Source organism: Rhizobium sp. 10N427 (genome assembly GCF_056394605.1).
In genome coordinates this window covers 247,065-268,094 of the sequence record NZ_JBFTID010000006.1, presented here as the reverse complement: position 1 = coordinate 268,094, position 21,030 = coordinate 247,065, and the positions used below count along the sequence as shown (strand labels likewise).

General features: G+C 55.1%; 24 protein-coding genes and 1 pseudogene. 17 read left to right on the top strand and 8 right to left on the bottom strand.

Going from position 1 to position 21,030, the window contains the following annotated elements:
• The first annotated feature begins 324 nt into the window (after positions 1 to 324).
• The 8 genes from AC1DIJ_RS15590 to AC1DIJ_RS15555 all read left to right on the top strand — a co-directional run bounded on the left by AC1DIJ_RS15590 (position 325) and on the right by AC1DIJ_RS15555 (position 5,849).
• Complete coding sequence (locus tag AC1DIJ_RS15590) at positions 325 to 1,296, top strand: CobW family GTP-binding protein (RefSeq protein ID WP_112389272.1); 972 nt, start codon at positions 325 to 327, stop codon at positions 1,294 to 1,296.
• 24 nt (positions 1,297 to 1,320) lie between these two features.
• Positions 1,321 to 1,821: a DUF1097 domain-containing protein gene (locus AC1DIJ_RS15585; protein WP_112389273.1), complete on the top strand. Its 501-nt coding sequence runs from the start codon at positions 1,321 to 1,323 to the stop codon at positions 1,819 to 1,821.
• A gap of 31 nt (positions 1,822 to 1,852) precedes the next feature.
• Entirely contained in the window at positions 1,853 to 2,596 is a 744-nt protein-coding gene (gene nthB, locus AC1DIJ_RS15580) for a nitrile hydratase subunit beta (protein ID WP_112389274.1), read from the top strand.
• A gap of 31 nt (positions 2,597 to 2,627) precedes the next feature.
• On the top strand, positions 2,628 to 3,245 hold the full coding sequence (gene nthA, locus AC1DIJ_RS15575) for a nitrile hydratase subunit alpha (protein WP_112389275.1): 618 nt from the start codon (positions 2,628 to 2,630) through the stop codon (positions 3,243 to 3,245).
• Between the two features lie 10 nt (positions 3,246 to 3,255).
• The gene (locus AC1DIJ_RS15570; RefSeq protein WP_112389276.1) at positions 3,256 to 3,582 is read left to right on the top strand and encodes a nitrile hydratase accessory protein; all 327 of its coding nucleotides are present in this window, start codon (positions 3,256 to 3,258) and stop codon (positions 3,580 to 3,582) included.
• A gap of 26 nt (positions 3,583 to 3,608) precedes the next feature.
• Positions 3,609 to 3,803, top strand: a complete 195-nt coding sequence (locus tag AC1DIJ_RS15565) for a CbtB domain-containing protein (RefSeq protein WP_405049612.1) — start codon at positions 3,609 to 3,611, stop codon at positions 3,801 to 3,803.
• Positions 3,804 to 3,814: 11 nt separating this feature from the next.
• A complete protein-coding gene (locus tag AC1DIJ_RS15560) occupies positions 3,815 to 4,531 on the top strand; it encodes a CbtA family protein (protein ID WP_112389278.1) in 717 nt (238 codons plus the stop codon).
• A gap of 304 nt (positions 4,532 to 4,835) precedes the next feature.
• Positions 4,836 to 5,849 carry a GlxA family transcriptional regulator gene (locus AC1DIJ_RS15555; protein WP_112389279.1) on the top strand — a complete coding sequence of 338 codons (1,014 nt, stop codon included), beginning with the start codon at positions 4,836 to 4,838 and terminating at the stop codon, positions 5,847 to 5,849.
• Positions 5,850 to 5,860: 11 nt separating this feature from the next.
• Here AC1DIJ_RS15555 and AC1DIJ_RS15550 read toward each other — a convergent pair whose 3' ends face one another.
• Both AC1DIJ_RS15550 and AC1DIJ_RS15545 read right to left on the bottom strand, forming a co-directional pair.
• Positions 5,861 to 6,922, bottom strand: coding sequence for a sensor domain-containing diguanylate cyclase (locus AC1DIJ_RS15550; RefSeq protein WP_112389280.1), 1,062 nt, complete (start codon positions 6,920 to 6,922; stop codon positions 5,861 to 5,863).
• Between the two features lie 84 nt (positions 6,923 to 7,006).
• Positions 7,007 to 8,872: a GGDEF domain-containing phosphodiesterase gene (locus tag AC1DIJ_RS15545; protein ID WP_112389281.1), complete on the bottom strand. Its 1,866-nt coding sequence runs from the start codon at positions 8,870 to 8,872 to the stop codon at positions 7,007 to 7,009.
• 148 nt (positions 8,873 to 9,020) lie between these two features.
• Here AC1DIJ_RS15545 and AC1DIJ_RS15540 point away from each other — a divergent pair, with 148 nt between their 5' ends.
• Both AC1DIJ_RS15540 and AC1DIJ_RS15535 read left to right on the top strand, forming a co-directional pair.
• Positions 9,021 to 9,566 carry an autoinducer binding domain-containing protein gene (locus AC1DIJ_RS15540; RefSeq protein ID WP_477831450.1) on the top strand — a complete coding sequence of 182 codons (546 nt, stop codon included), beginning with the start codon at positions 9,021 to 9,023 and terminating at the stop codon, positions 9,564 to 9,566.
• A gap of 7 nt (positions 9,567 to 9,573) precedes the next feature.
• Positions 9,574 to 9,714, top strand: a complete 141-nt coding sequence (locus AC1DIJ_RS15535) for a LuxR C-terminal-related transcriptional regulator (protein ID WP_477831449.1) — start codon at positions 9,574 to 9,576, stop codon at positions 9,712 to 9,714.
• 184 nt (positions 9,715 to 9,898) lie between these two features.
• Here the strand turns inward: AC1DIJ_RS15535 and AC1DIJ_RS15530 are convergent, their stop codons facing one another.
• Together AC1DIJ_RS15530 and AC1DIJ_RS15525 are read right to left on the bottom strand one after the other, a co-directional pair.
• Positions 9,899 to 10,078 (bottom strand): helix-turn-helix domain-containing protein, encoded by a 180-nt coding sequence (locus AC1DIJ_RS15530; RefSeq protein ID WP_477831469.1) that lies wholly within the window; start codon positions 10,076 to 10,078, stop codon positions 9,899 to 9,901.
• Positions 10,079 to 10,189: 111 nt separating this feature from the next.
• A pseudogene (locus AC1DIJ_RS15525) lies at positions 10,190 to 10,486 on the bottom strand (autoinducer binding domain-containing protein); the annotation flags it as partial.
• A 234-nt stretch (positions 10,487 to 10,720) separates the two neighbouring features.
• On the opposite strand from AC1DIJ_RS15525, the gene AC1DIJ_RS15520 reads away from it, so the two are divergent.
• Entirely contained in the window at positions 10,721 to 11,320 is a 600-nt protein-coding gene (locus AC1DIJ_RS15520) for a TetR/AcrR family transcriptional regulator (RefSeq protein WP_112389284.1), read from the top strand.
• Between the two features lie 111 nt (positions 11,321 to 11,431).
• Positions 11,432 to 11,914: a flagellar hook assembly protein FlgD gene (flgD, locus tag AC1DIJ_RS15515; RefSeq protein ID WP_112389285.1), complete on the top strand. Its 483-nt coding sequence runs from the start codon at positions 11,432 to 11,434 to the stop codon at positions 11,912 to 11,914.
• A 40-nt stretch (positions 11,915 to 11,954) separates the two neighbouring features.
• Here the strand turns inward: flgD and AC1DIJ_RS15510 are convergent, their stop codons facing one another.
• Together AC1DIJ_RS15510 and AC1DIJ_RS15505 are read right to left on the bottom strand one after the other, a co-directional pair.
• Positions 11,955 to 12,743, bottom strand: coding sequence for an enoyl-CoA hydratase/isomerase family protein (locus AC1DIJ_RS15510; protein ID WP_112389286.1), 789 nt, complete (start codon positions 12,741 to 12,743; stop codon positions 11,955 to 11,957).
• Entirely contained in the window at positions 12,743 to 13,651 is a 909-nt protein-coding gene (locus tag AC1DIJ_RS15505; protein ID WP_310295306.1) for an alpha/beta hydrolase, read from the bottom strand. The genes AC1DIJ_RS15510 and AC1DIJ_RS15505 overlap by 1 nt, the downstream gene beginning before the upstream one ends.
• A gap of 116 nt (positions 13,652 to 13,767) precedes the next feature.
• Between AC1DIJ_RS15505 and AC1DIJ_RS15500 the strand changes: the two genes are divergently transcribed.
• From AC1DIJ_RS15500 to AC1DIJ_RS15480, 5 genes are all read left to right on the top strand, one after another.
• On the top strand, positions 13,768 to 14,958 hold the full coding sequence (locus AC1DIJ_RS15500; RefSeq protein ID WP_112389288.1) for an alpha/beta fold hydrolase: 1,191 nt from the start codon (positions 13,768 to 13,770) through the stop codon (positions 14,956 to 14,958).
• A gap of 10 nt (positions 14,959 to 14,968) precedes the next feature.
• Positions 14,969 to 15,685: a flavin reductase family protein gene (locus tag AC1DIJ_RS15495; RefSeq protein ID WP_112389289.1), complete on the top strand. Its 717-nt coding sequence runs from the start codon at positions 14,969 to 14,971 to the stop codon at positions 15,683 to 15,685.
• Positions 15,686 to 15,786: 101 nt separating this feature from the next.
• Complete coding sequence (locus tag AC1DIJ_RS15490; protein WP_112389290.1) at positions 15,787 to 16,245, top strand: MarR family winged helix-turn-helix transcriptional regulator; 459 nt, start codon at positions 15,787 to 15,789, stop codon at positions 16,243 to 16,245.
• Between the two features lie 73 nt (positions 16,246 to 16,318).
• Entirely contained in the window at positions 16,319 to 17,692 is a 1,374-nt protein-coding gene (locus AC1DIJ_RS15485; RefSeq protein ID WP_112389291.1) for an MFS transporter, read from the top strand.
• 60 nt (positions 17,693 to 17,752) lie between these two features.
• A complete protein-coding gene (locus AC1DIJ_RS15480) occupies positions 17,753 to 18,712 on the top strand; it encodes a GlxA family transcriptional regulator (protein WP_310295300.1) in 960 nt (319 codons plus the stop codon).
• Here the strand turns inward: AC1DIJ_RS15480 and AC1DIJ_RS15475 are convergent.
• Together AC1DIJ_RS15475 and AC1DIJ_RS15470 are read right to left on the bottom strand one after the other, a co-directional pair.
• Positions 18,709 to 19,359: an HD domain-containing protein gene (locus tag AC1DIJ_RS15475; protein ID WP_112389293.1), complete on the bottom strand. Its 651-nt coding sequence runs from the start codon at positions 19,357 to 19,359 to the stop codon at positions 18,709 to 18,711. The genes AC1DIJ_RS15480 and AC1DIJ_RS15475 overlap by 4 nt on opposite strands.
• Positions 19,360 to 19,422: 63 nt before the next feature.
• Positions 19,423 to 20,877 (bottom strand): catalase, encoded by a 1,455-nt coding sequence (locus AC1DIJ_RS15470; RefSeq protein ID WP_112389294.1) that lies wholly within the window; start codon positions 20,875 to 20,877, stop codon positions 19,423 to 19,425.
• Between the last annotated feature and the right edge of the window lie 153 nt (positions 20,878 to 21,030).

Sequence of the window (21,030 nt, the reverse complement as noted above, 5' to 3'; positions counted from 1 at the left end):
GTAGGGATGGCGCGTCTTGCATGCAACGCATACTGGTTTTTACCTTTCAATTCCGAATTGACGTCATTTTAGACATCAGTTGCTTTCAAACAGGCTAATATGCCCATAATTTGATCGCGCATATTTTTTCATCACAAAATGGCGTGATATACCCCTAATTTGGCTTAAAACGCACTGTGTCAGACATTGTGCGACAACTACGTTTAGCTTGTAATTCTCCCACACCCGCCAAGGGTACCAAACACTTCCAGACCAATCTGGGCGCTGAGCCAGACCCCCTCACACCGGGGAACGGACACGTGCGCGCTAAGACGGAGAACGGCAATGTCAAAGATCAAGACCACCATTATAACCGGCTTCTTGGGCGCAGGCAAAACCACACTGCTAAACCGGATCCTGACTGAGACAGAAAGCGAGCGAGTCGCTGTCATCGTCAATGAATATGGTGAAGTAGGTATCGATGGAAAGCTCGTTGTCAGCACGCAAGACGACGTCGTCGAACTAAATAACGGATGCATATGTTGCACCGTTCGGGACGATCTGATTTCCGCAATCCATGGCCTTCTGCGCTCGGGCCGTCAGATCGACCGTTTCGTCATAGAAACCTCCGGCCTTGCCGACCCTGCGCCGGTCATTCAGTCATTCATATTAGACGAAATGCTGTCTGCAAGACTCCAGCTCGACGCGATCCTTACTGTCGTGGATGCACGTCACATTGAACGCCAGCTAGCACAAGACGAAGCAGTAGAGCAGATAAGCTTCGCTGACCTGATCCTGTTGAACAAAGTCGATCTTGAATCTGAAGAGCACGCTGCGCAGACCGAAAGAACCATCCGTCTCCTCAACCCTCTTGCAAAAATTGTCTGCACAAGCCGATGCAACATCGAACCGCGTGAGATTTTGGATATCGGTGCATTTGACCTCAAGAACATCTTGAACATTGACCCTTTTGTTCTCGATGACCACGAACACGAGCACGATCAGGCCGTATCGTGCGTCGCCTTCAAAGAAACCTCCCCTCTTGATCCGACACTTTTCAATGGGTGGCTTTCTCGACTTACCCAAGAGATCGGACAGGACCTCTTCAGAATGAAGGGGGTCATAAACTTCGCCAACGAAGCTCGCCGCTATGTGTTTCATGGCGTCCACATGACCCTAGAAGGTCGCCCCGGGAAACCGTGGATGTCGGACGAGAGATTGACCGAGATCGTGTTCATCGGCCGCAACCTTGACGAAGCAATGCTCAGACACGGTTTCCTGAGCTGCCGCATGCCCCTCCCCGCACTCGCTTCCTAACCACCGTAACAAGGAGATGATGAAATGCCACCACTTATCGCCGCAATGATCAGCCTGGGCGTACTGGGCGCAATCGATACCTACATCACCGCCACTGTGTTCCCGGTCCCCGTTTGGGTGACGTTCATCGCTTGGGCATCATTCTTCGCCTGTGGCGGGGGCCAGCATGGCTTGGCCAAATCAATCGTCTCGAATTGGACAGGGATCATAATCGCGTCCATCACGCTGCTTGTCATACAATTCGGTCCAGAGCATCCAATCTTTGCCGCCATTCTTGTAGGGGCTGGCACATCGGCGATGGTTCTCGTCTCCGCGATCCCGATCCTGAATTTCCCCCCGGCTATTGTATTCGGATTTGCGTCCTTCGTCGGGACGACAGCAGCGACGGGAACAACCGTCACTACCTCGGGACTGAACCACCCGACCCTTGTAGCGATGGCCGCAATGCTTCTCGGTGGCGTGTTCGGCTTGCTTTCCGAGATCGGTACAAACCTCCTCGCGGCCAAGAAGACCGCCACGGCATAAACTTACCTGCAACCAACGAAAGGGTAATCGAATGAAACTCCAACACTATCTCGGGGGCCTTGAGGGCCTCGGCCCCGTAAGCACCGAGACCCGCGTGTTCGTTGAAGAGTGGGAGACCCGCATTTTCGGTATTCACACCGCGATGATGGCGCTGTCCTCCCAACTTCCGCTTCCTGCGACACCTTCGACCTTCACCACGGTCTGGACCTGGGCCGACCTGCGCAAGGGAGCCGAAAGCCTCAACCCGTTCGACTATTTCAAGTATCGCTACTACGAAAAGTGGCTGGGCGGCATCTCGGGTTATTTTATCGAGCGTGGATACATCACCGCTCAGGAGCTCGATGCGCTCACCGAGGAATACTATGCTGACGCGGCCAAGCCGCTCCCTCAGCGCGAAGAGCGGGCAATTGATGATCGCGTTGTCCGGTATCTGGTTGAAGGGGATAGCCCCAAGCGCGACGTCGCTGTCGAGTTCGATTTCGCCGTTGGTGATCAGGTTTCCATCAAGGATGTGCCTAGCGTCGAGCACACTCGCCTGCCGGGCTTTCTTCGAAATCAGACCGGCGTGATCGAGACCGTCTACCCGGGGGCCTACACTTATCTCTGCGATACCGGCTCGGATGGCATCGGGGCGGCGATGCCGGTCTACTGCGTCAAGTTTGAGCCGGGCGAACTCTGGCCTGACAACGCTGAGCCGAACTTCAGCCTCTACGCGGACCTCTACTCTCACTACGTCGCGGCACCAGAGGCAGTTGCGACTGCTCGAGCAGCCTAACTCGGAACAGACAGAAACCTGGAGAAAACACATGTTAGATCGCTTTCAATACCGAGCCGATCGCGAGGCATATAGCGCCGCGCGGGTCCGCGCGCTCGAAGCCCTCCTGATCCAAAAGGGGGTTATTACCGACAAAACCGTCGATACGGTTCTCGCTTTCTTCGAGACTAAGATGGGGCCTTTCAACGGCGCGAAAATCGTAGCGCGCGCATGGGTCGATCCCTCGTTTAAGGATCGACTGGTTGCAGACACTCCCAAGGCAATCGCCGAACTTAAGCTTCCGGAAGGAATGGCGGGTGCAGAGGGTGAACATATGCGTGCGGTCGCCAATGAGCCGGGCATTCACAATCTCATCATCTGCACACTGTGCTCCTGCTATCCCTGGCCGGTCCTGGGTCTTCCACCGTATTGGTACAAGGATCCGACATTCCGGAGTCGCGCAGCTCGCGAGCCGCGGGCCGTGCTTTCAGAGTTCGGGCTCCCTATCAGCAACGAAGTCGAAGTCAAAGTATGGGATTCCAGTGCTCAGATTCGATGGTTTGTCATTCCGGAGCGGCCGGCAGGGACAGACAATATGTCCGAGCAGGAGCTGGAAGCCCTTGTAACTCCCGAAGCTATGATGGGCGTTGCCATATCCAAGGCAGCCTGAGGAAGACCAGATGCTCACTCAGTTCGAACACTTCGCTGTAACCGAGATGATGGGAGAGGCAGACAACCCTCCAAGGGCAAACGGCACCCTCTGCTTTGGCTCTGAATGGGAACGATCGTCCTTCGGAATGGCGTTAGCCCTCGCGAAGCACGGATACTTCGAGTGGGATGACTTCAGAGATGAGCTAATCGCTTCCATCAAGTCTTGGGAGGATGCTCACCCAGACGATCGGTCTTCGTGGAACTACTACGATCAGTTCTTGACGGCTCTCGAAACTGCCGTTGTGAAGGCCGGCATCATCAACCCCGACGAGATCAAGGCCGCTTTGGCGGCCTGATCAACCACCAACTCTCAAAAGTGGAGATTTCCATGTCAGCTTCTACGACCCATTCCGCCACCCGCCCCGCCATTTCCATTGGGGCATCGAGACTCTTGCAATCCGCAGCAGCAGCATTCTTCGGCATTGCTATCGTCGGCTTTGTTGGGTTCTCGCATTTGGAAGCGGTGCACAACGCCGCCCACGATACGCGCCACGCAAACGCATTCCCCTGCCACTAGGAGTTTTGGTGATGCCGCTTTTCAGATCCATCGTATTCGCTTCAGTTCTGGTCGGGCTGATAGTTGGAACAGCAACAACAGCTGTGCAGTTTTTTGGAACCATTCAGCTCATCGCCCAAGCGGAGGTGTACGAGAGAGCTGGCAGCGAGCATCACCACGACGCAGATAGCGTTGCCGAGCCAACGACAGCTCATTCGCATCAACATGAAGAGGCCGCGTGGGAGCCCAGCGACGGCGTTGAAAGGTTGTCCTTCACGCTTGTCGCAAACATTCTGACGTCAATAGGCTACGCTCTCGTGCTTATCGGGCTGGTGGCGCTTCGCGGCAAGCGCGTAACTTGGCGGGAAGGCATCTTCTGGGGACTCGCAGCGTTTGCGTCGGTAATGCTCGCGCCGATGCTGGGTCTGCCGCCAGAGCTACCGGGCACGCCCTCCGCTCCGCTTGATGCTCGTCAGCTGTGGTGGGTGGGCACAGCCGTTGCGACGGCGGCCGGGATCGCCCTAATCGCATTCAACAGAACGGCGTGGGCCGCGGTGCTCGCCACTATTATGATCGCTCTCCCGCACCTGATCGGAGCACCAGTTGCACCAGAGGGTGAGCATGGTCTTGCTCCTGCTGCACTTGAGCAGCAGTTCATCGCGGCCGCCGTGATTACAAGCTTCCTTTTCTGGGTCATGCTCGGCTCGTTAGGCGCAGCAGTCTACGGTCGGTTTGGAGTGGAGAAGTGACCCTGCAATGGGTCCACGACCTCGACGCTCTGCAGTTTCCCGCCCCCAACGGCGGGATCTGCTTCATTCACCGCCGTGCTTTTCGCGCTGTCTTTGGTCGCGAGCCGCAGCCAGCGGATTGCCTTGCCTTCGTACGGCAACACGCGGTGGAAATCGAGGACGCAGCTACGGAAAGACTTGCGGAGCTTACTATCGGCTACGGAAAAAACTATCATCTGAATAGTCGCCATATCCGAAGAACAACCATCTGGCGCGCGGCTTGCATGTCAAAAGTATCACATTCCCCAATGGAAAGGTCTGAACCATGCGGATAGTCATCCTCTCTCCCCCGGGAGTTCAGTCTCTCGATATCGTCGGGCCGGCCGAGGTCTTTTGGGAGGCCGCGAGGCGGCTTGGTGACATGACGAAGTACGACATTCAAATAATGTCGACGGGCGGGCCATCGATCAGCGGGACGGGCCAACTAAGGTTTGTTGCGGACTGTACAATATTTGATGACGATGAACCGATCGATACGCTCCTCGTAGCGGGAGACCCTTCGTTTCAGGCAATCGATCCGCAAGTGATCATTTGGTTGCGCCGCCGCGTTCCGACTGTTCGACGTTTCGGCTCGATATGCACGGGTGTCTTCCTCCTGGCTGCCGCAGGCTTACTAGACGGGAAGCGCGTTACGACACACTGGGAGTGTGCACCAAAGTTCAGCCGCGATTTCCCGGATATCGAGATGGACGCAGATGCCATCTATATTCGCGACGGTTCGCTTATTACCGCGGCAGGAGTCACCGCTGGCATCGATCTCGCCTTGGCACTCGTTGAAGAGGATTACGGTCGAGAGGTCGCGCTAATTGTGGCGCGGTATATGGTGATGTTTATGAAGCGCCCCGGCGGCCAATCACAGTTCAGCGCTCATCTCGTGGGGCAAATGTCGGAAACAACGCTGATCCAGCGAGCTCAGGATTACATCCTGGCAAATTTAGCCACTTCATTATCGATTGAAACGGTAGCGACTAAGGTTGGAATGAGTACTAGAAATTTCGGCCGCGTATTCAGGCAGGAACTTGGCATAACGCCGATCGATTTCATCACTGCAGCGAGAACCGATGCAGCGAGGAGACTGTTGGAGGACACCAACCAGCCGCTGCAGCGCATTGCGACGGTATCGGGTTTTGGAGACGTGCACGCAATGCGTCGGGCATTCGCTAAGACAATCGGCGTGAGCCCAAACGAATACCGCTCGAGGTTTCAACCGGCCACGTCATGGAGCAGATCCAAAATTACTGCGGTTAAATCTGAGCTGGAGCACGCAGCCCAGGTTTGACCTCCATGGCGTCAGCGCTCACCGACGCGTCCGCGCCCATCGCGCTTCGCATCGTAGAGCGCTTTGTCGGCGACCGCCAATAATGCGTTGGATGGCCCCTCGTCCGCTGTAGCGATTCCGATACTAAGACCAATCGTGTAAGCGCGCCCTCCAACTGAAAGAGGCTTGCTGAAAGCGGTCAGAAGGTTTGCCGCCGCAGTGCGGGCGATCGCTCTGGCGTTCGAGGCGAGTATTATCGCGACGAATTCGTCTCCGCCAAGGCGTGCCAAGACGCTAGCTTCTGGGAGGTTATTGAACAGCCTCACCGCGGCGATTCTCAGTATTTCATCGCCAACAGCGTGACCATCAGTGTCGTTCACTTCCTTAAAATGGTCGAGATCGATCTGCAAACAGGCCGCACGCTTCCCCGCATGCTCCTTGCTAGTTATAAATCGCTCCAGATACCGGCGGTTCGGCAGATTTGTTAGCGGGTCGTGGAGCACCAATCGCTCCATCTCATAATGTGCTGCTTCCAATCTCTCGTTTTGCGCCTTCGCGCGCAGGGCCGATGCTCGTAGCTCTTCCTGAATCGCCACGTCTTCCGTGACGTCCCAATTGGCTCCGACCATGATCGTTTCGCCACTGGGTAATTGAAATGGCATTCCGCTCACTCGGATATGGCGCGTTTCACCAGCCGGACGTGTTATCCTGAACTGCCCGCTGAGCTTGCGACCTGTCTCAAGCGATGTCGACAAAGCGCTTTCGACAACCGCGATGTCGTCCGTATGGAGGGAGTTCTTGAAGATTTCGTAGGTCGGGCCATCGGTCGCATCCAGCACACCGAACAGTTCACGCATCCGTCGGTCCCAAAGAAGTTCACCCGATCCCGGGCGATATTCCCACACTCCTGCCTCCAACGCTTCCAAGGCTAATTCTAGTCGAAGTGTCAGATGCTCTAGCTGGTTCTCGGTACTTCCCGGAAAGCGGCGGGCGATCTCCTCTCGACGCTCTTCGAAGTTGGTTTTGAAATCGTCGTCGAGAAACTGCACCGCGAGAACTCCGGGTGGGGTCGATTCTTTGTAAAGCTGAGCCATGATATTTCAAGTCGAAATTGGCGAGCCCAAGTTTTCGTGGGCCGTCGCTACGTTGATAACTATGTAAAAGATATGAATTTCACGTTAACTTCGATCTCCGGAAGGCCGGCCCGCCAGACGTGCGATCTCGTCCGCTGTGACAGGCGGACTAAACAAATATCCTTGCAAAACATCGCAGCCGAGCTCCTCAAGTAGGTCGGCGTGCTCGCTGGTCTCAACACCCTCCGCGATTACTTCGATGTTGAGGGCCTTCGCAATCTCGATAAGCGAGGCAAGTAAGGCCCTCTGCGCCCTGTTGGCGACGATTGGAGCGACTAACTTTCGATCAATTTTCAGCCTGTCTGGCTTCAAATCCATCAAGCTAACTATCGAAGCGTGACCCGTGCCAAAATCATCGAGTTCAATCTGAATCCCAAGCCCCCGAATTTTGTCAACAGCTTGCGAAAGCTGCACGTCACGCTCGTCGAAGGAGATGGACTCTAGCAGTTCGAACGATAACACGCCCGCACGGTTCCCGATTGATCCCAATGTTTTTATAAAGTCGTCGTCCTTCAGCCGTTGGGCAGAGATGTTCACGCTTATCCTGGGGATCTGCACCCCGTCGCGTTGCCAGCGATCGAACGTCGCCAAGGCTTTCTCTAAGATCATGCCATCGAGATCTCCCAGCCGCCCCACCTGCTCGGCCGCCGATAGGAATCTGGTCGGAGGTAAAATTCCGTCGTAGGGATGCGACCATCGAGCAAGCGCTTCAGCTCCCAGAATCTTCCTTGTTTTTGCGTCAATCTGCGGCTGAAAGAACGGAACGAACTCAGACCGCTCTAGACCGCTCAGCACCTCCTCGGCAAGCTCCCGCTCATTTACTGCTTTCTCCCTGAGCCGCGGCGAGAAGACAGAGTAGCGACCTCCTCCCCGACGTTTAGCTTCGTACAACGCAATGTCAGCGTCGGAGATGAGCGTTGCTAGGGGCGAGCCAGCATTCTGGAAGGCAATTCCTACGCTTGCACCGAGGCGAAAGCTGCGACGACCGATTCTTATCGGCTCCCGACATGCAGCAACAATCGCCGCCGCGGTAGCAGTGACTTCCTCGCGCTCTGCTTCGCATTTTTGGAGTATGACGAATTCATCTCCGCCTGTGCGCGCAATAATATCCTCGCTGCCACAAATGGTTCTCAGTCGGCCAGCCATTGCTTGAAGCACAGAGTCACCTAGCGCATGGCCACCTGTGTCATTGACCGACTTGAAGCGATCAAGATCGACATGGAGACAAGCGATCGTGTCCTTCGGCGCTATCCGTTTGAAAAGTAGATGTGGGTCAAGCTCAATACTCCGGCGATTTGCCAGCCCCGTGAGTGAGTCATGCAAAGCTTGGAACTCCAGCTCAGCCCTTATCTCCTGAAGTTCCTCATTCTGTTTCCTTGCGCGTTCCTCCGCTAGGCGAGCCTCGCGCTGCGCAAGGACATCACCCGTGATGTCCCAATTTGCGCCGATCAGAATACGCTCGCCGTCCTCAAGAGTGTGGACAATTCCGTGGGCGCGGACATGCCTCAGATTCCCGTCGGCATTGAAGATCCTAAATTCGCCCTTGAGCGGCATATTCCCGGTGAAAGCCGCATTTAGTGCATCCTCGACAAGGGACAGGTCTTCCGGGTGAACCATCGCTCGAAAGTGCTCGTACCCAAGCGTCTCGGCTAACGCTGTTATACCGAAGATCTCGCGCATCCGGTCGTCCCAAACCATTACGCCGTCGAAGGGGTGAAACTCCCACGATCCTACACCCGATGCCTGTAGCGTAAGATCTAGACGCTTTGATAACAGCAGGAGCCGCGCCTCCCGGTCTCTTAGTAAGGTCTCAACCTCGCGGGTTGGAGCGGTTGGAGCGAAGGTTGACGTTGAATTTTGAGCACGTGGATATGCCGGAATAAACTCCGCTGAGGCAACACTCTTTGGCATCTCAATGCTTTCTATTATGAATTTCCAACATCAAGCCCAATCACGCGCATTATGGCCTGTGTCATTTCAAGCCAAAAAATATGGATGACGTGCTAAGGAATAGTGAATCGAATCAGGCTCCAGGGCCAAATACACGGAAGGCACATGCTTGGAACAAGATTATCCTGACCTAAGATCGGTGCCCGCCAGGCGACGTCTCGAAGCTGACGCTGTCTTGACCAGGCTTCGCGTCGCGGTGCCGTTTGACTATATTTGGATCTGCGGTTTGGATATTCCGGGCTACGAGGCCGGTACCGCGAAGTCCGTTGATACTGATTTTCCTCCGCTTTTCGTCGAGAAGTACGTGCTTGGGCACTTTAATGATAAGGACCCACTCATTCTCGCCGCGGCTGAAACACGACGTTCGGTCACCGATTTGCAAGCGTATAAGCTTCATGAGTCTCCGCCTGGCCTCCAATCACTCCTAGCTGACTTCGGAATTTTCGCTCGCGCCATTGTCCCCATCGAACGTCAAGGCGGTCCGTTTGGCGCAGTAATCGTGGCACGCAGCAATGCTTTTGCTTCTGACGAGATGGAATATCTCGAGTTCGTTTCACCAGTCCTGCATGGAAGAATTACACGCTCGCTGATGCGCAAATATGGAGCAGATCAACTGAGGTTATCGCCGACGGAGCTAAGGTGCCTCGCGCTCTGAGAAAGGCATGACGAGTGAAGAAATCGCAAACGGGTTCGGCCTGCTTCCACAGACCGTAAACGGTCATTTCCTTGCAGCAGCAAAGAAACTTGGCGCAAGTAATCGAGTACAGGCGGTCGCTATCGCGATTAGGCGAGGCCTCATTTAGCGTAAGGGAGCGGACAGCTCATTCACGATGGTGTGAGCGTCCTTACATTGGCATCCTTGGTATCGACGTCGGGACTCCGATTACCCGCGAAGGGTCCGTGGAATACGAGAGGCTACCGCTCAGGACCAAGGTGAAGCCTGCCTTTTGTTTTGAATTGGTATTTGCAGACACTATATGCGGCCGTTCAGATAATGCCTAATCTACAAGCTTTAGCAACTGCTTGCATACGATTGACGACGTCCATTTTCCTCATTGCACTCTTCATATAGCCGTTGACCGTATGCGCTGATATTCTCAGTATGGCCGCGGTTTCGAAACTGCTTTTTCCTGCAGCTGCCCAACCGAGGCATTCGATCTCACGCATCGACAAATGGTCGACCGACCCGATGTTTGATTGAGCGGCTAATTCTTCAATTATCCTGATAGTGTCGAAAAGTACCCTGGGAGCATCAGGCTCCCAACCCTCCTCCGCTTCCCTTGAAAAGAAAAACAGGAAACGTCGGCCCTCATGATCGCACAAGGTGAAGGCGAGCGTCGCGGCGATACCACGGCGCGCGAAAACCTTGCGCAGCGGGTCAGAAGATCGGCTGCCATCCACTGGAAAAATTATGTTGCTTCCGAAGAGTGGAAGGATTGTGCGCCGGGCGCGACTTACGAACTCACTTCTTCCCAAGTAGCCAGCAACTACATATTCTTTGAATATATCTGCTGGCCAATTTGTGCATATCAGGCCGTTCTCGAGTGGGCGCAGATCGGCCTCAGGAAAGTGAGCGGCGAGGTAATCCGCCCTCTTTCGCGACCCTCGCTAACGAGATCTCAAACATTTCCTTGGGATGGGACTCGGAAACGCCGTTTTTTTGACCGGCGGCCAGATCAGTCGCCAGGCGAGCATTAGAAGAGATTAGCAAATGAAGACCCCGTTCGACCAAGTCACAAGCATGACGGTTATCATGCTTCATTTTTGATTACATTGCGGCTATTAGGTCAAGCACAAAGGAGACCCGGAATGAGATATCCAGCACACGAGACCGAAGAGAAGCACCAGCGCATTCTAGAAGAAGCTGGACGCGCTTTCAGGTCCAAAGGTTTTGACGGCGTTTCGATCAACGACATAATGAAAGCCACCGGTTTGACGCACGGGCCGTTCTATAACCACTTCCCTTCAAAGGCGTCTCTTGCTCGTGAGGTTATCGCAAGGACCACTGCTCAGCTTCAGCAGACCCTGAAGTCCCTGGCGGCGAGTGGCGGAAATTCGCAGATATACGAATACTATGTCTCGGCCGATCACCGTGATGAGCCCCAGAATGGCTGCGTGCTTGCGGCTTGCGGCCCGGAAATTGCCCGAGACACTGATTTTCGCGAGATTGCTGCTGAACACATCGACAAAGTAGTCGAGCAACTTGCCTCCGGGATTAAATCTGATAGCCCTGAAGAAGCAAGACAGGGGGCGATTACGCAGTTCGCGACAATGGTCGGTTCGGTGGTGTTGGCCAGGGCCTGCTCGGGCCATCAGCTCTCCGATGAATTGCTGGCTAATGTCCTTCGATCCTTGGGAAGCCCTCTCCAAGAAACAAAAAAACGCCGAACTGCAGCTACAGAGACTTGAACTAAATCCAAAATAAGGCTCAAACATGATGGGCATCATGCTTGAGTCGATAGGACTTTTTGAGAGATCCGTTCGACGTCTGAGGTTCATAATGAGAAAGCCGAGGATACAATGACGGTGGTTGGACAGGTTAATAAGGCGGCTGCGAGCACAACTAACGGCACCGGGAACACGGGGAATACAACTGACCCAACTTCGCAGGCCGGAAGTAAGACGGCCAGCGATAAGGCTATGTTGAATTACGATAGCTTCCTCCAACTTCTAATCGCACAGCTAAAGAACCAGGATCCCACTGCTCCTTCCGATCCGGCGCAGCAGCTAGCTCAGCTTGCTAGTTTTTCGCAGGTCGAACAGACAATCCAATCGAACCAGAAGCTTGACAGTCTGCTCACCCAGAGCAGCCTGCAGATCGCACAGAGCTATATAGGAAAGTATGTCCAGACATCTGGTGACAATCCGGTTTCTGGCACAGTGGCGTCGGTGAAGGTATACAGTGATGGCCTTATCGCGACCTTGGACAACGGAAAGCAGGTCTTGGTCGGTCCAGGGGTTACAATTAGCGACGCGCCGCCTAAGACCAACACACCCAGCTGATAGGTGCCCGCCGGCAGGACCGGCGGGGTATCGCATCTCACTACTCACCCTTGAAGTCGAAGGTCGGTCTCGGCTTTCCAGCCTTGAAAAGCTCGACTGATGTCGGCAGCGCTTTTAGAACGTCAGCGGTCTTGAAGAGAGGCATTGCGATATCGAACATGGCCTCGTCCGCGACAGCAAGGCCTCCGTTAGCCCATATCCTCAGCAATGCCTTGTGGGCAGCGTGTGCCTTTGTTGGTCCTCCAGCGATGCGTCTAGCGAAAGCGTCCACTTCGGCATCAAGCCTGGCGGCTTCCACCACGCGATTGACAACGCCGTAATGCGCCATCGTCTCCGCCGGGACTTGTTCGGATGTCAAAGCCCACTCCATAGCCTTCGCCCGACCGGCTTTTTCGGCTACCCTGTATACACCTCCGAGGAGCGTGACGATTCCGAGAGATTGCTCTGGGTGTCCAAATCTAGCGTCCTCTGAAGCAAAAACCACATCGGCACGAACAGCCAACTCAAGGCCGCCGCCAAAGCACAGTCCGCGAACAGCCGCAATCGTCGGAATGGACAATCGCTCAAACTTGTTAAATGCATTGAGATATCCCTCGAACAGCGTTCTCAGTTCACGCTCGTTCAAGTCGACCCATGGAACGATGTCGCCTCCGAAGCTGAAGTCAGGACCATCGGCGGCAATGATAAGAGCACGAGCATTACTGTCGCTGATTATCGTGATAGCATCGGAGAACTCTTCCAGCATTTGCGGAGAAAGGCGATTTTGAGGAGGGTTCTGAAGGACGATGCGGGCAACGCCTTTGTCGATGTCGTAGCGCAGATGGCTCATTAGCTTTCTCCCTTGCTGTTCAGATGTTCCTTGAACCAAGCGACGGCGGCGGTACTCGCGGCTGGGAATTGCCCCAGATACGGATCGAAGTGGCCGCCTGGGATTGTCATAAGCCTCTTCGGCTGCAGCGCTCTTTCATATGCAGTCAAGGCAAGGTCGGTAACGGTAATCGTGTCGTTCATCGCGACAACCATTAGCAACGGCGTGGGTGAGACGCGCCCAACCCAAGTCCCCGGCTCATACATACGTGCAGAGCGTGTCGACCTCACGGTGACATTGTTTTCCCAAGCCCCTCTCGGCACTGGTTGAGTATAAAAAGAAATCGCGTCGGTGGTCCGGTAAGAAGCAGCGATCGACGGATCATCACTAACGATGGCTTGTCGTCGCGGCGGAAATCCCGCAAGCTGACCACGCTCATCTTCTGAGAAAAGCTCTTCGAGCTTGGGGATACCATCTGGGGGAATACGCCTTAGTCCCTGCTCATATCCGCTAATCGTAGGAACCTGGGAGACGACAGCTTTCACACGGCGATCGGTAGCGCCAAGAACGAGCACGTGACCGCCGGCGTAGCTTGTACCCCAGATGCCAATTCGATCTGGATCGACTTCTGGCCGCGACTCGAGGAACGAAATGGCGCGACGCCAATCGGCAATCTGCCGCCAGGGATCGACGTCGTGGCGAAGATCACCTCCACTTGCGCCAAATCCTCTGTGATCATGAAGCAGCACGACGAACCCAGCATCGGCAAAGGCCTTCGCAAACGGCTCTAGTCCCTGCTCTTTAATTCCCGCATATCCGTGTGCCATGGATATCGCGGGCAATCTTCCTTGAATTCCGTTGGGCAGGAAGAGCCAGCCAGCCAAGGTAACGCCGCCCTCGGCGGCAAATTCCACATTTAGTCTTTCCAAAGCCATTCCTCCAATGGTTATCGAGACGCCCTCTTGAAATTAGGGGCATATAAGACTTATAACTGGGCAGCCGTTCTAGCAAACGGTTTTTGGAAAACGTTTCTCGGGAGGAGAACATGACCAAGGAAACGACCGCCCGCATTCCGTTCAAAAGTACCGGTGCGGGGCCTGTCACTCTGCTGTTTATTCATGGATTTTTGGACTCGGCAGAGGTCTGGAATCCACTAGTGGATTTGCTTTCTGGCGCTGCAGTCTCGATCATAACTACTGATCTGCCCGGCATGGGAGGCCTAAAGGACGATCAATCGAAGATCACTCTTGAGCGATATCGAGATGACATCGCGTCGATCATCGACGTAGTTTCCGGCGATGTAGTCGTTGTAGCGCAAAGCATGGGGAGCCAAATTGCCGAACTGGTGGCAGTCGCCCGTCCCGCGAGAGTTCGTGCGTTATTGCTAGTGACTCCCGTGCCCCTGTCAGGAGTTAACGCACCAGCCGAAGTGGTGAGCGACTTCTACGCTTTGGGCGGGAATAAGGACGCTCAGCGCAATGTCAGAGCTTACCTATCGCGGAACTTGACATCCGAGAAACTCGACGCGCTTAACAAGCTCGGCGAGGACGTGTCTGCAAACAATGTCTCGTCTCTCGTAGACCTTTGGAACGATGGGCTATCAACGACGGAACCAACCAGTACTTTTGCGGGACCCGTCTTAATTGTCCGCGGCGAAAGCGACCCGTTCATAGACGCCAAAATGGCCGACCGGGTAGCCGCGCGATTCAAGAGTCAACGACAGGTCTCCGTCCCAGGTGCCGGACATTGGCTACACTACGAAAAGCCTCAGGCTGTCGCGGACCTAATCCAAGACCTGATCAAAGTGGTGGGCTCTTCGTCAGGCGCGAGCGACTGGAAAGGCGCCTTTGCTCAAAAGTCCTCGTCTGCATTCGCCGACGCGTTTGATCAGAACGTGGCTCTAGAGGCAGCAACTCTCTATAAGCCGGTTGTCGGTCGCGACGACGTTAAGAACGTTATGGAAGCGGCAAGTCAAATCTACGAGTCGCTTGAGTTTACGGAGCAGTCTACAGGACCGGGACGCCAGTATCTGGAATGGCGAGCAACCGCGTTCGGCGGGGTGCCAATATCCGGGGTTACAGTCATCACGCGTAACCAAGATGGCCGAATCGCAAATATTGCAATTCACCATCGACCGCTTGCCGCCGCCCTCAAGTTTTCGAACGAACTTGGACTTCGATTGAGAGGTAAAGTGTCCGAGGAGCATTTTGCCGCATCCCCAGTTATCACTGCTTAAGGAGGAACCAATGATCATTGACGCGGACTCGCTCGATGCCACGCAAGCTTACAAGCTCTTGATCGCAACCATTGTGCCACGCGCAATCGGCTGGCTTAGCACCATCTCAACGGCGGGCGTTCCCAACCTTGCGCCGTTTTCGTTCTTTACGGTTGTCGGAAGGAAGCCGCCAGTGCTGTCAATCAGCATGCAGCCCAAATCAGACGGCGTGACCCTCAAGGACAGCTTCGTTAACATCCGTGACACAGGGGAGTTTGTAGCGAACCTGGCCACACTGGAATTGGCCGGGCAGATGCACCGCTCCGCCATCGAACATCCTTCAGATGTAGATGAATTTGAAGCGACGGGGCTTGAAAAGGCTTCGAGTACCATAGTTCGACCTCCTCGCGTGGCCTTGGCTCCTGTGGCGATGGAATGCAAACTTGATCGGATCATCCCCGTCGGCGATTATGACGATCACGTTGTGTGGGGTCGAGTTGTTCGCTTCCATATTCGGGACGACGCCTATCTTGAAGGCGGGAGGGTGGATACCGCCGCGTTGGCGCCAATAGGCCGACTGGCCGCTGAATACACACTGGTCGAGAACGTGTTCACCACGCCTCTGGATGAGGATCTCCTCAGGAAACGGGATGGCGCTCGGATGCATAGGCTCGACGGCAAGCCAGCCGATTGGTCTGCCGTCAACCAGAAGACTTGGTCGGCGTCCGGCAGCGTAGCCGCCGACTAATCCCCCCATTAGTGGTGTTGGCATTTACGCTTTGAATTGTTACTTCTCGCATATATATGGCGACGCTCATCGGCGTCGCCGCTTTTTAGTCAGGACCTGCCATGCCCGCCAAAAAGGCAAAGACAGTTACGGAACCGGATATCCCCTCCTTGTGTAACTGCACTAAAGTGCGTCGCGCGGCTCGAACACTCACCCGCTTTTACGATGAATGTATTGCGGAAAGCGGTGTCAAAATCACCCAATACTCGTTGCTGGGATATCTCAAGCACAGAGGTCCGAAGACGATGCTGGAACTCGCCGATCTCATGGCAATGGATCGGGCAACTGTGGGCCATAACCTTCGCCCTCTAGAGCGCGATGGGCTTGTAACCATAGAAGTTAGCGAAAAAGACAAGCGGGCGCGTATCGTGAGCGTAACCAAAAAGGGTCTTGAGTGCATCACCGCTGGCAGACCAGGCTGGGACCGCGCGCAGGCTGCGTTTGACCGCGCTTTTGGAGCTGCGGCGGCTGAAAATCTTCGCGAGACCATGGATACCGTAGTGGACGTCGAGCTCGCCTAACGAGCGACACGCCCGTCACTTGCATTATGATATTGACTCGGTCTAGAGAGAGCTTCTGGCAAGGAAGAGGCTCATGGACCAAACATCAAAAGCGAGTCAGTCCCGCGGGATCCTATCCAAGTTGACGCTTACCGTCGTGGCGGCGGGCAGCCTTTTGTCGGCCTTGGACCTATTTATCGTCAACATCGCGTTTCCGTCGATACGTGACAGCTTTTCGGACGCCTCGAACCAGTCGCTGTCTTGGGTTCTCAGTGCATATTCTATTGTTTTCGCCGCGCTGCTCGTTCCCAGCGGTCGAATGGGCGATCGGTTCGGCAGGAGAAACGCATTCCGTTTCGGATTGATCGTGTTCGCGATCGCAAGCGCAGCCTGCGCGTTCGCTCCGAACGTCGGAATGTTGATCGCTGCGCGCACCCTCAAGGGCGCTGGTGCCGCATTGATGATCCCGTCATCGATTGGCCTCCTGCTTGGGGCGTATCCGCCTTCTAAGCACAAACAAATGCTCGCCATATGGGCGGCAATCGCGTCCGTGGGCGCTGCACTTGGACCTGTCCTTGGCGGTCTATTGGTACACCTGGATTGGAGATATATTTTTCTGATCAACTTACCAATCGCAATCCCTGCAATTTTCCTGTGTTGCTATCTCCAGGAAACCGAGCGCGGTGAAAGCGGCGTGCCTGACATTTTGGGCTCCGTACTATTTGCGCTCGGCACGGCCTGCGTTGTGGCAGCAATCTCTTACTTCCACGAATGGGGTGCCCTCAGTCACAAACTGTGGGTGATAACCGTCGCCGGTGTCGCCATGTTGTCCGTATTTATCTATCGGTGCAACACCGCGCGCAACCCGGCCCTCAACCTGAGAGTCTTTCGGATCCCAGCCTTCTCGCTAGCGACTATCGGCATGCTGACATTCTACACTGGGTTTTCGATGTCCATCCTCGCGGGAAGCCTCTACCTGACACAGGTATGGGCATGGGACCCGGCCCGCGCGGGTATAGCCTACGCAATCGGCCCTGCCCTGGCCGGCACGACTTCGATTTTGTCCGGGCGAGGGAAAATCGCGCCGAGAACACTGACTCTCATCGGTAGCTTGGTCTTTGTAGCCGCGAGCCTCTGGTGGTTGACGTTCTTGGGCGACACTTCAAATTTCCTCATAGGGTTCCTCCCTGGCTTTGCCTTGTCCGGCATCGCCGCAGGGATGGCACAAGCCGGCTTTTTGGCGGCGGGTACCGCGGTACTATCACCGGGGGAATATTCGGCGGGGAGCGGAATTCTGAATACGTCTCGCCAGATCGGCGGGGCTCTGGGCATTGCGCTACTGGTGGCACTGACTGGGACCGCGCAGCACAGTCAAGATTTCCTCGTCGCTTTCTGGGTAATAAGCGTGACATCACTTGCAGCTGCTGCTACGTCGCTATCGATAAAGAAAAGCCGATCGGCGCGTTGATTTTTGGAGAGGCGCCGCAAGTCGCCCAAAACTAGCGGGGCAGCAATGCGATCCATTGGAATGTTGATTTTCGATGGTGTCCAGGCTCTGGACGTTTCGGGACCTCTCGACGTATTCGCGGAGGCCACCGGGTTTCTACCTGATGGCGAAGGTTACGACGTGACTTTGATCGGTCCAACAAGGACGCCAATCAAAGCTTCGAATGGTATGGGTCTGGTCGCGGATGTCGATTTTGACAGCGTGACAGGTCCGTTCGATCTCTTTCTGGTCGCGGGTGGCCCAGCGCTTCCCTCGGCCAGCATAGACGAGCGAATGAGCGCATGCATATTGCGGCTCTGTAAAGTAAGCGACACTTATGGGTCGGTCTGCACTGGCGCCTTCTGCCTCGGCCACTCAGGCTTGCTCGATGGAAAGCGTGCGACCACCCATTGGCAGAATGCAGCGAACCTAGCTGCCAAGTTTCCTCTGGCGAAAGTCGATTACGATCGAATATTTCTTAGGGACGGCAAGCTCTTGACATCCGCCGGAGTCACAGCCGGCATCGATCTTGCCCTGTCTGTAATTAGGGAACACCACGGTGGAGCTTTAGCTGTGGCGGTTGCGAAGCGCCTCGTCGTAGTCGCCCAGCGGCAGGGCGGACAATCCCAATTCAGTCCATATATAGAGATGGACTTCGATGACGCTTCTCCTCTGGCTAGCCTGACCAAGTATGTTATGGAAAACTTGGCGGAGGCTCTTACCGTGGCGGACCTCGCCCAAGTTGTCGGCATGAGCGCTCGAACTTTCGCCCGTGCTTTCGTCGATTTCGCGAAAGTTACACCCGGCGAGTTCGTGGAGAAAGCAAGGATCGATGCCGCCAGACATGTCTTGGAGGCAACTTCTCATCCGCTGAAGGTAGTCGCGCACCAATGTGGTTTCGGCAATCCGAAGCGCATGCGTCAGGTATTTCTCAAACGTCTCGGCGTGACGCCCGCGGAATACCGCGAGCGCTTTAATCTCAGACCACTCGTCGAAGCTTAGCTTTCCCAAGGAGAATTCAGGATCATCTCCGCAAAGTCCTTGCGCTTATAGCTAGGATCCATCTTAGCAAGAACATCAGCCTTTACGTTACCGAAGGTGGTCTCCGGCTTACGGATCGTTCCCAGGCAGAAAGATGACAGAATCCCATGTTTGAATTTGAGCCCACGGGGGTGGCACGCGCATACTTCTTCGCGTTGGCTCTCAGAGAACTCACCGTAGTTGATCCCTAAAACGTCCATCTCTACGCCAGCGGTAACGAGAGCCACCGTCGGTCGCTTGTGTTGAGGTATTCCTGGCGTCGTGTGCAAGGCGATTGAGTCCCATACATCATCAACGTCGCGCTCCGAGACATCATAGGATTTCAGGAAGTCACGAGCTGCGTTAGCTCCATCCACTTCGAAGCGTTCGGTATCACTCGCATATTGATCCATGATGCCCATGTCGTGGAACATCGCGCCGATGTAGAGGAGCTCCGGGTCGTAGGAAAGACCCTTCCGTTCGCCAGTAAGCGCGCCAAACAGGAAGACCCGGCGCGAGTGGTGGTAGAGAAGGTCTGTCTCAGTCTCCCGGACCAGATCCGTAGCTGCCTTCGCCATTGCGCTGTCGGGTATCTTGATACCCGCGACAACTTCCGCAGATTTACTCATGTCAATCTTCCTCTAAAGAGTCGCGGYCACTAGCTATGTCTTGTAGCTAGTGGCCCAAGTGAACTAGTCAGCCAGCGCCGGACGTGCTGCGAGAGCCTTGACAACGCCCTCGCCGTAAGCGGGGTCGGCCTTTGTGCAATTGTCAATATGACGCTGCCTCACCTCGTCTGAGACGGCTTCCATAGCGCGTGCCGTATTGTTGAAAAGAACTTGTCGCTGTTCGGCTGTCATCATCCGGAAAAGATTTCCCGGCTGCTCAAAGTGGTCGACGTCTACCCGATGATCCCAATGATCCGCGTCACCTGAGATTTTCAGCGGCGGCTCGCGATATGCGGGCTGCTCCGGCCAGTCGCCGCGCGAATTAGGCACATAGGCCTTCGCAGATCCATGGTTTCCATCGACTCGCATAGCGCCGTCCCTGTGGTACGAATTGTGTGGGTTCTTGGGAGCGTTGACCGGGATCTGGTGGTGGTTCACACCGAGCCTATAGCGCGCTGCGTCGCCGTAAGAGAACAAGCGTGCCTGCAGCATACGATCCGGAGAGAAGCCGATGCCCGGAACCACAGCCGCAGGAGTGAACGAAGCCTGCTCGATCTCGGCGAAGTAATTTTCCGCGTTGCGGTTCAGCTCCATCACGCCAACCTCGATCAGCGGATAGTCTCTATGCGGCCAAACCTTCGTGAGATCGAACGGATTTACCGGATGAGTTTCTGCTGCAGTCTCAGGCATTACCTGGACATAAAGCGTCCAGCGTGGGAACTCACCGTTCTCGATGCTGTCGTAGAGATCGCGGTGATGGCTTTCGCGGTCACGGCCGATCAGATCGGTGGCTTCGGCATCAGTCAGGTTTTTGATGCCCTGTTGTGTCTTGAAGGTAAACTTCACCCAGAAGCGCTCGTTGGCTCCATTGATGAAGCTGTAGGTGTGGCTTCCGAAACCATGCATATGCCGGTAAGTCGCGGGGATGCCGCGCTCGCTCATCACGATAGTGACCTGGTGTAAAGACTCCGGAATTGAAGTCCAGAAATCCCAGTTCGTTTCGGGGTTTCTCATACCAGTGCGCGGATCACGCTTTACTGCATGGTTCAAATCGGGGAAGCGAAGCGGATCACGGAAGAAGAAGACGGGAGTGTTGTTGCCGACAAGATCCCAGTTGCCCTGTTCGGTATAGAACTTGAGAGCAAACCCTCGAATATCACGCTCAGCGTCGGCAGCGCCGCGTTCGCCGGCGACAGTCGAGAAGCGAGCGAACATGTCCGTTTTCTTGCCAACCTGTGCGAAGATGCTCGCGCGGGTGTACGCGGTGATGTCGTTTGTCACCGTGAAAGTACCAAATGCTCCGGCTCCCTTGGCGTGCATACGACGCTCGGGTATCACTTCACGGTCAAAGTGAGCGAGCTTTTCGATTAGCCAGACGTCCTGAAGCAGTGCGGGGCCTCGAGGACCGGCCGTCTGGATGTTGAAGTTATCAACTACGGGCGCTCCGGCCGCAGTCGTCAATGGCTTTTTGCTATCCATTATCTGATGCCTTTGTGATGTTACAGCAAAAGCCGGGCAACCCGGCCTTGACCGCAACATCTGCTTCCCAGCGCCTTATCTCAACCTCGGCAAGGGGCGAGAATCTGCCAATCTTGGTCCGACTCCTGCCGCAAAAAGAAAGGACCCTGCTAC

What these genes read in the sequence shown, in the direction of transcription:
- AC1DIJ_RS15590 (WP_112389272.1), top strand. Translation starts at nt 325, where the DNA reads ATGTCAAAGATCAAGACCACCATTATAACCGGCTTCTTGGGCGCAGGC.
- AC1DIJ_RS15585 (WP_112389273.1), top strand. Translation starts at nt 1,321, where the DNA reads ATGCCACCACTTATCGCCGCAATGATCAGCCTGGGCGTACTGGGCGCA.
- nthB (WP_112389274.1), top strand. Translation starts at nt 1,853, where the DNA reads ATGAAACTCCAACACTATCTCGGGGGCCTTGAGGGCCTCGGCCCCGTA.
- nthA (WP_112389275.1), top strand. Translation starts at nt 2,628, where the DNA reads ATGTTAGATCGCTTTCAATACCGAGCCGATCGCGAGGCATATAGCGCC.
- AC1DIJ_RS15570 (WP_112389276.1), top strand. Translation starts at nt 3,256, where the DNA reads ATGCTCACTCAGTTCGAACACTTCGCTGTAACCGAGATGATGGGAGAG.
- AC1DIJ_RS15560 (WP_112389278.1), top strand. Translation starts at nt 3,815, where the DNA reads ATGCCGCTTTTCAGATCCATCGTATTCGCTTCAGTTCTGGTCGGGCTG.
- AC1DIJ_RS15555 (WP_112389279.1), top strand. Translation starts at nt 4,836, where the DNA reads ATGCGGATAGTCATCCTCTCTCCCCCGGGAGTTCAGTCTCTCGATATC.
- AC1DIJ_RS15550 (WP_112389280.1), bottom strand. Translation starts at nt 6,922, where the DNA reads ATGGCTCAGCTTTACAAAGAATCGACCCCACCCGGAGTTCTCGCGGTG.
- AC1DIJ_RS15545 (WP_112389281.1), bottom strand. Translation starts at nt 8,872, where the DNA reads ATGCCAAAGAGTGTTGCCTCAGCGGAGTTTATTCCGGCATATCCACGT.
- AC1DIJ_RS15535 (WP_477831449.1), top strand. Translation starts at nt 9,574, where the DNA reads ATGACGAGTGAAGAAATCGCAAACGGGTTCGGCCTGCTTCCACAGACC.
- AC1DIJ_RS15530 (WP_477831469.1), bottom strand. Translation starts at nt 10,078, where the DNA reads ATGCGTGAGATCGAATGCCTCGGTTGGGCAGCTGCAGGAAAAAGCAGT.
- AC1DIJ_RS15520 (WP_112389284.1), top strand. Translation starts at nt 10,721, where the DNA reads ATGAGATATCCAGCACACGAGACCGAAGAGAAGCACCAGCGCATTCTA.
- flgD (WP_112389285.1), top strand. Translation starts at nt 11,432, where the DNA reads ATGACGGTGGTTGGACAGGTTAATAAGGCGGCTGCGAGCACAACTAAC.
- AC1DIJ_RS15510 (WP_112389286.1), bottom strand. Translation starts at nt 12,743, where the DNA reads ATGAGCCATCTGCGCTACGACATCGACAAAGGCGTTGCCCGCATCGTC.
- AC1DIJ_RS15500 (WP_112389288.1), top strand. Translation starts at nt 13,768, where the DNA reads ATGACCAAGGAAACGACCGCCCGCATTCCGTTCAAAAGTACCGGTGCG.
- AC1DIJ_RS15495 (WP_112389289.1), top strand. Translation starts at nt 14,969, where the DNA reads ATGATCATTGACGCGGACTCGCTCGATGCCACGCAAGCTTACAAGCTC.
- AC1DIJ_RS15490 (WP_112389290.1), top strand. Translation starts at nt 15,787, where the DNA reads ATGCCCGCCAAAAAGGCAAAGACAGTTACGGAACCGGATATCCCCTCC.
- AC1DIJ_RS15485 (WP_112389291.1), top strand. Translation starts at nt 16,319, where the DNA reads ATGGACCAAACATCAAAAGCGAGTCAGTCCCGCGGGATCCTATCCAAG.
- AC1DIJ_RS15480 (WP_310295300.1), top strand. Translation starts at nt 17,753, where the DNA reads ATGTTGATTTTCGATGGTGTCCAGGCTCTGGACGTTTCGGGACCTCTC.
- AC1DIJ_RS15475 (WP_112389293.1), bottom strand. Translation starts at nt 19,359, where the DNA reads ATGAGTAAATCTGCGGAAGTTGTCGCGGGTATCAAGATACCCGACAGC.
- AC1DIJ_RS15470 (WP_112389294.1), bottom strand. Translation starts at nt 20,877, where the DNA reads ATGGATAGCAAAAAGCCATTGACGACTGCGGCCGGAGCGCCCGTAGTT.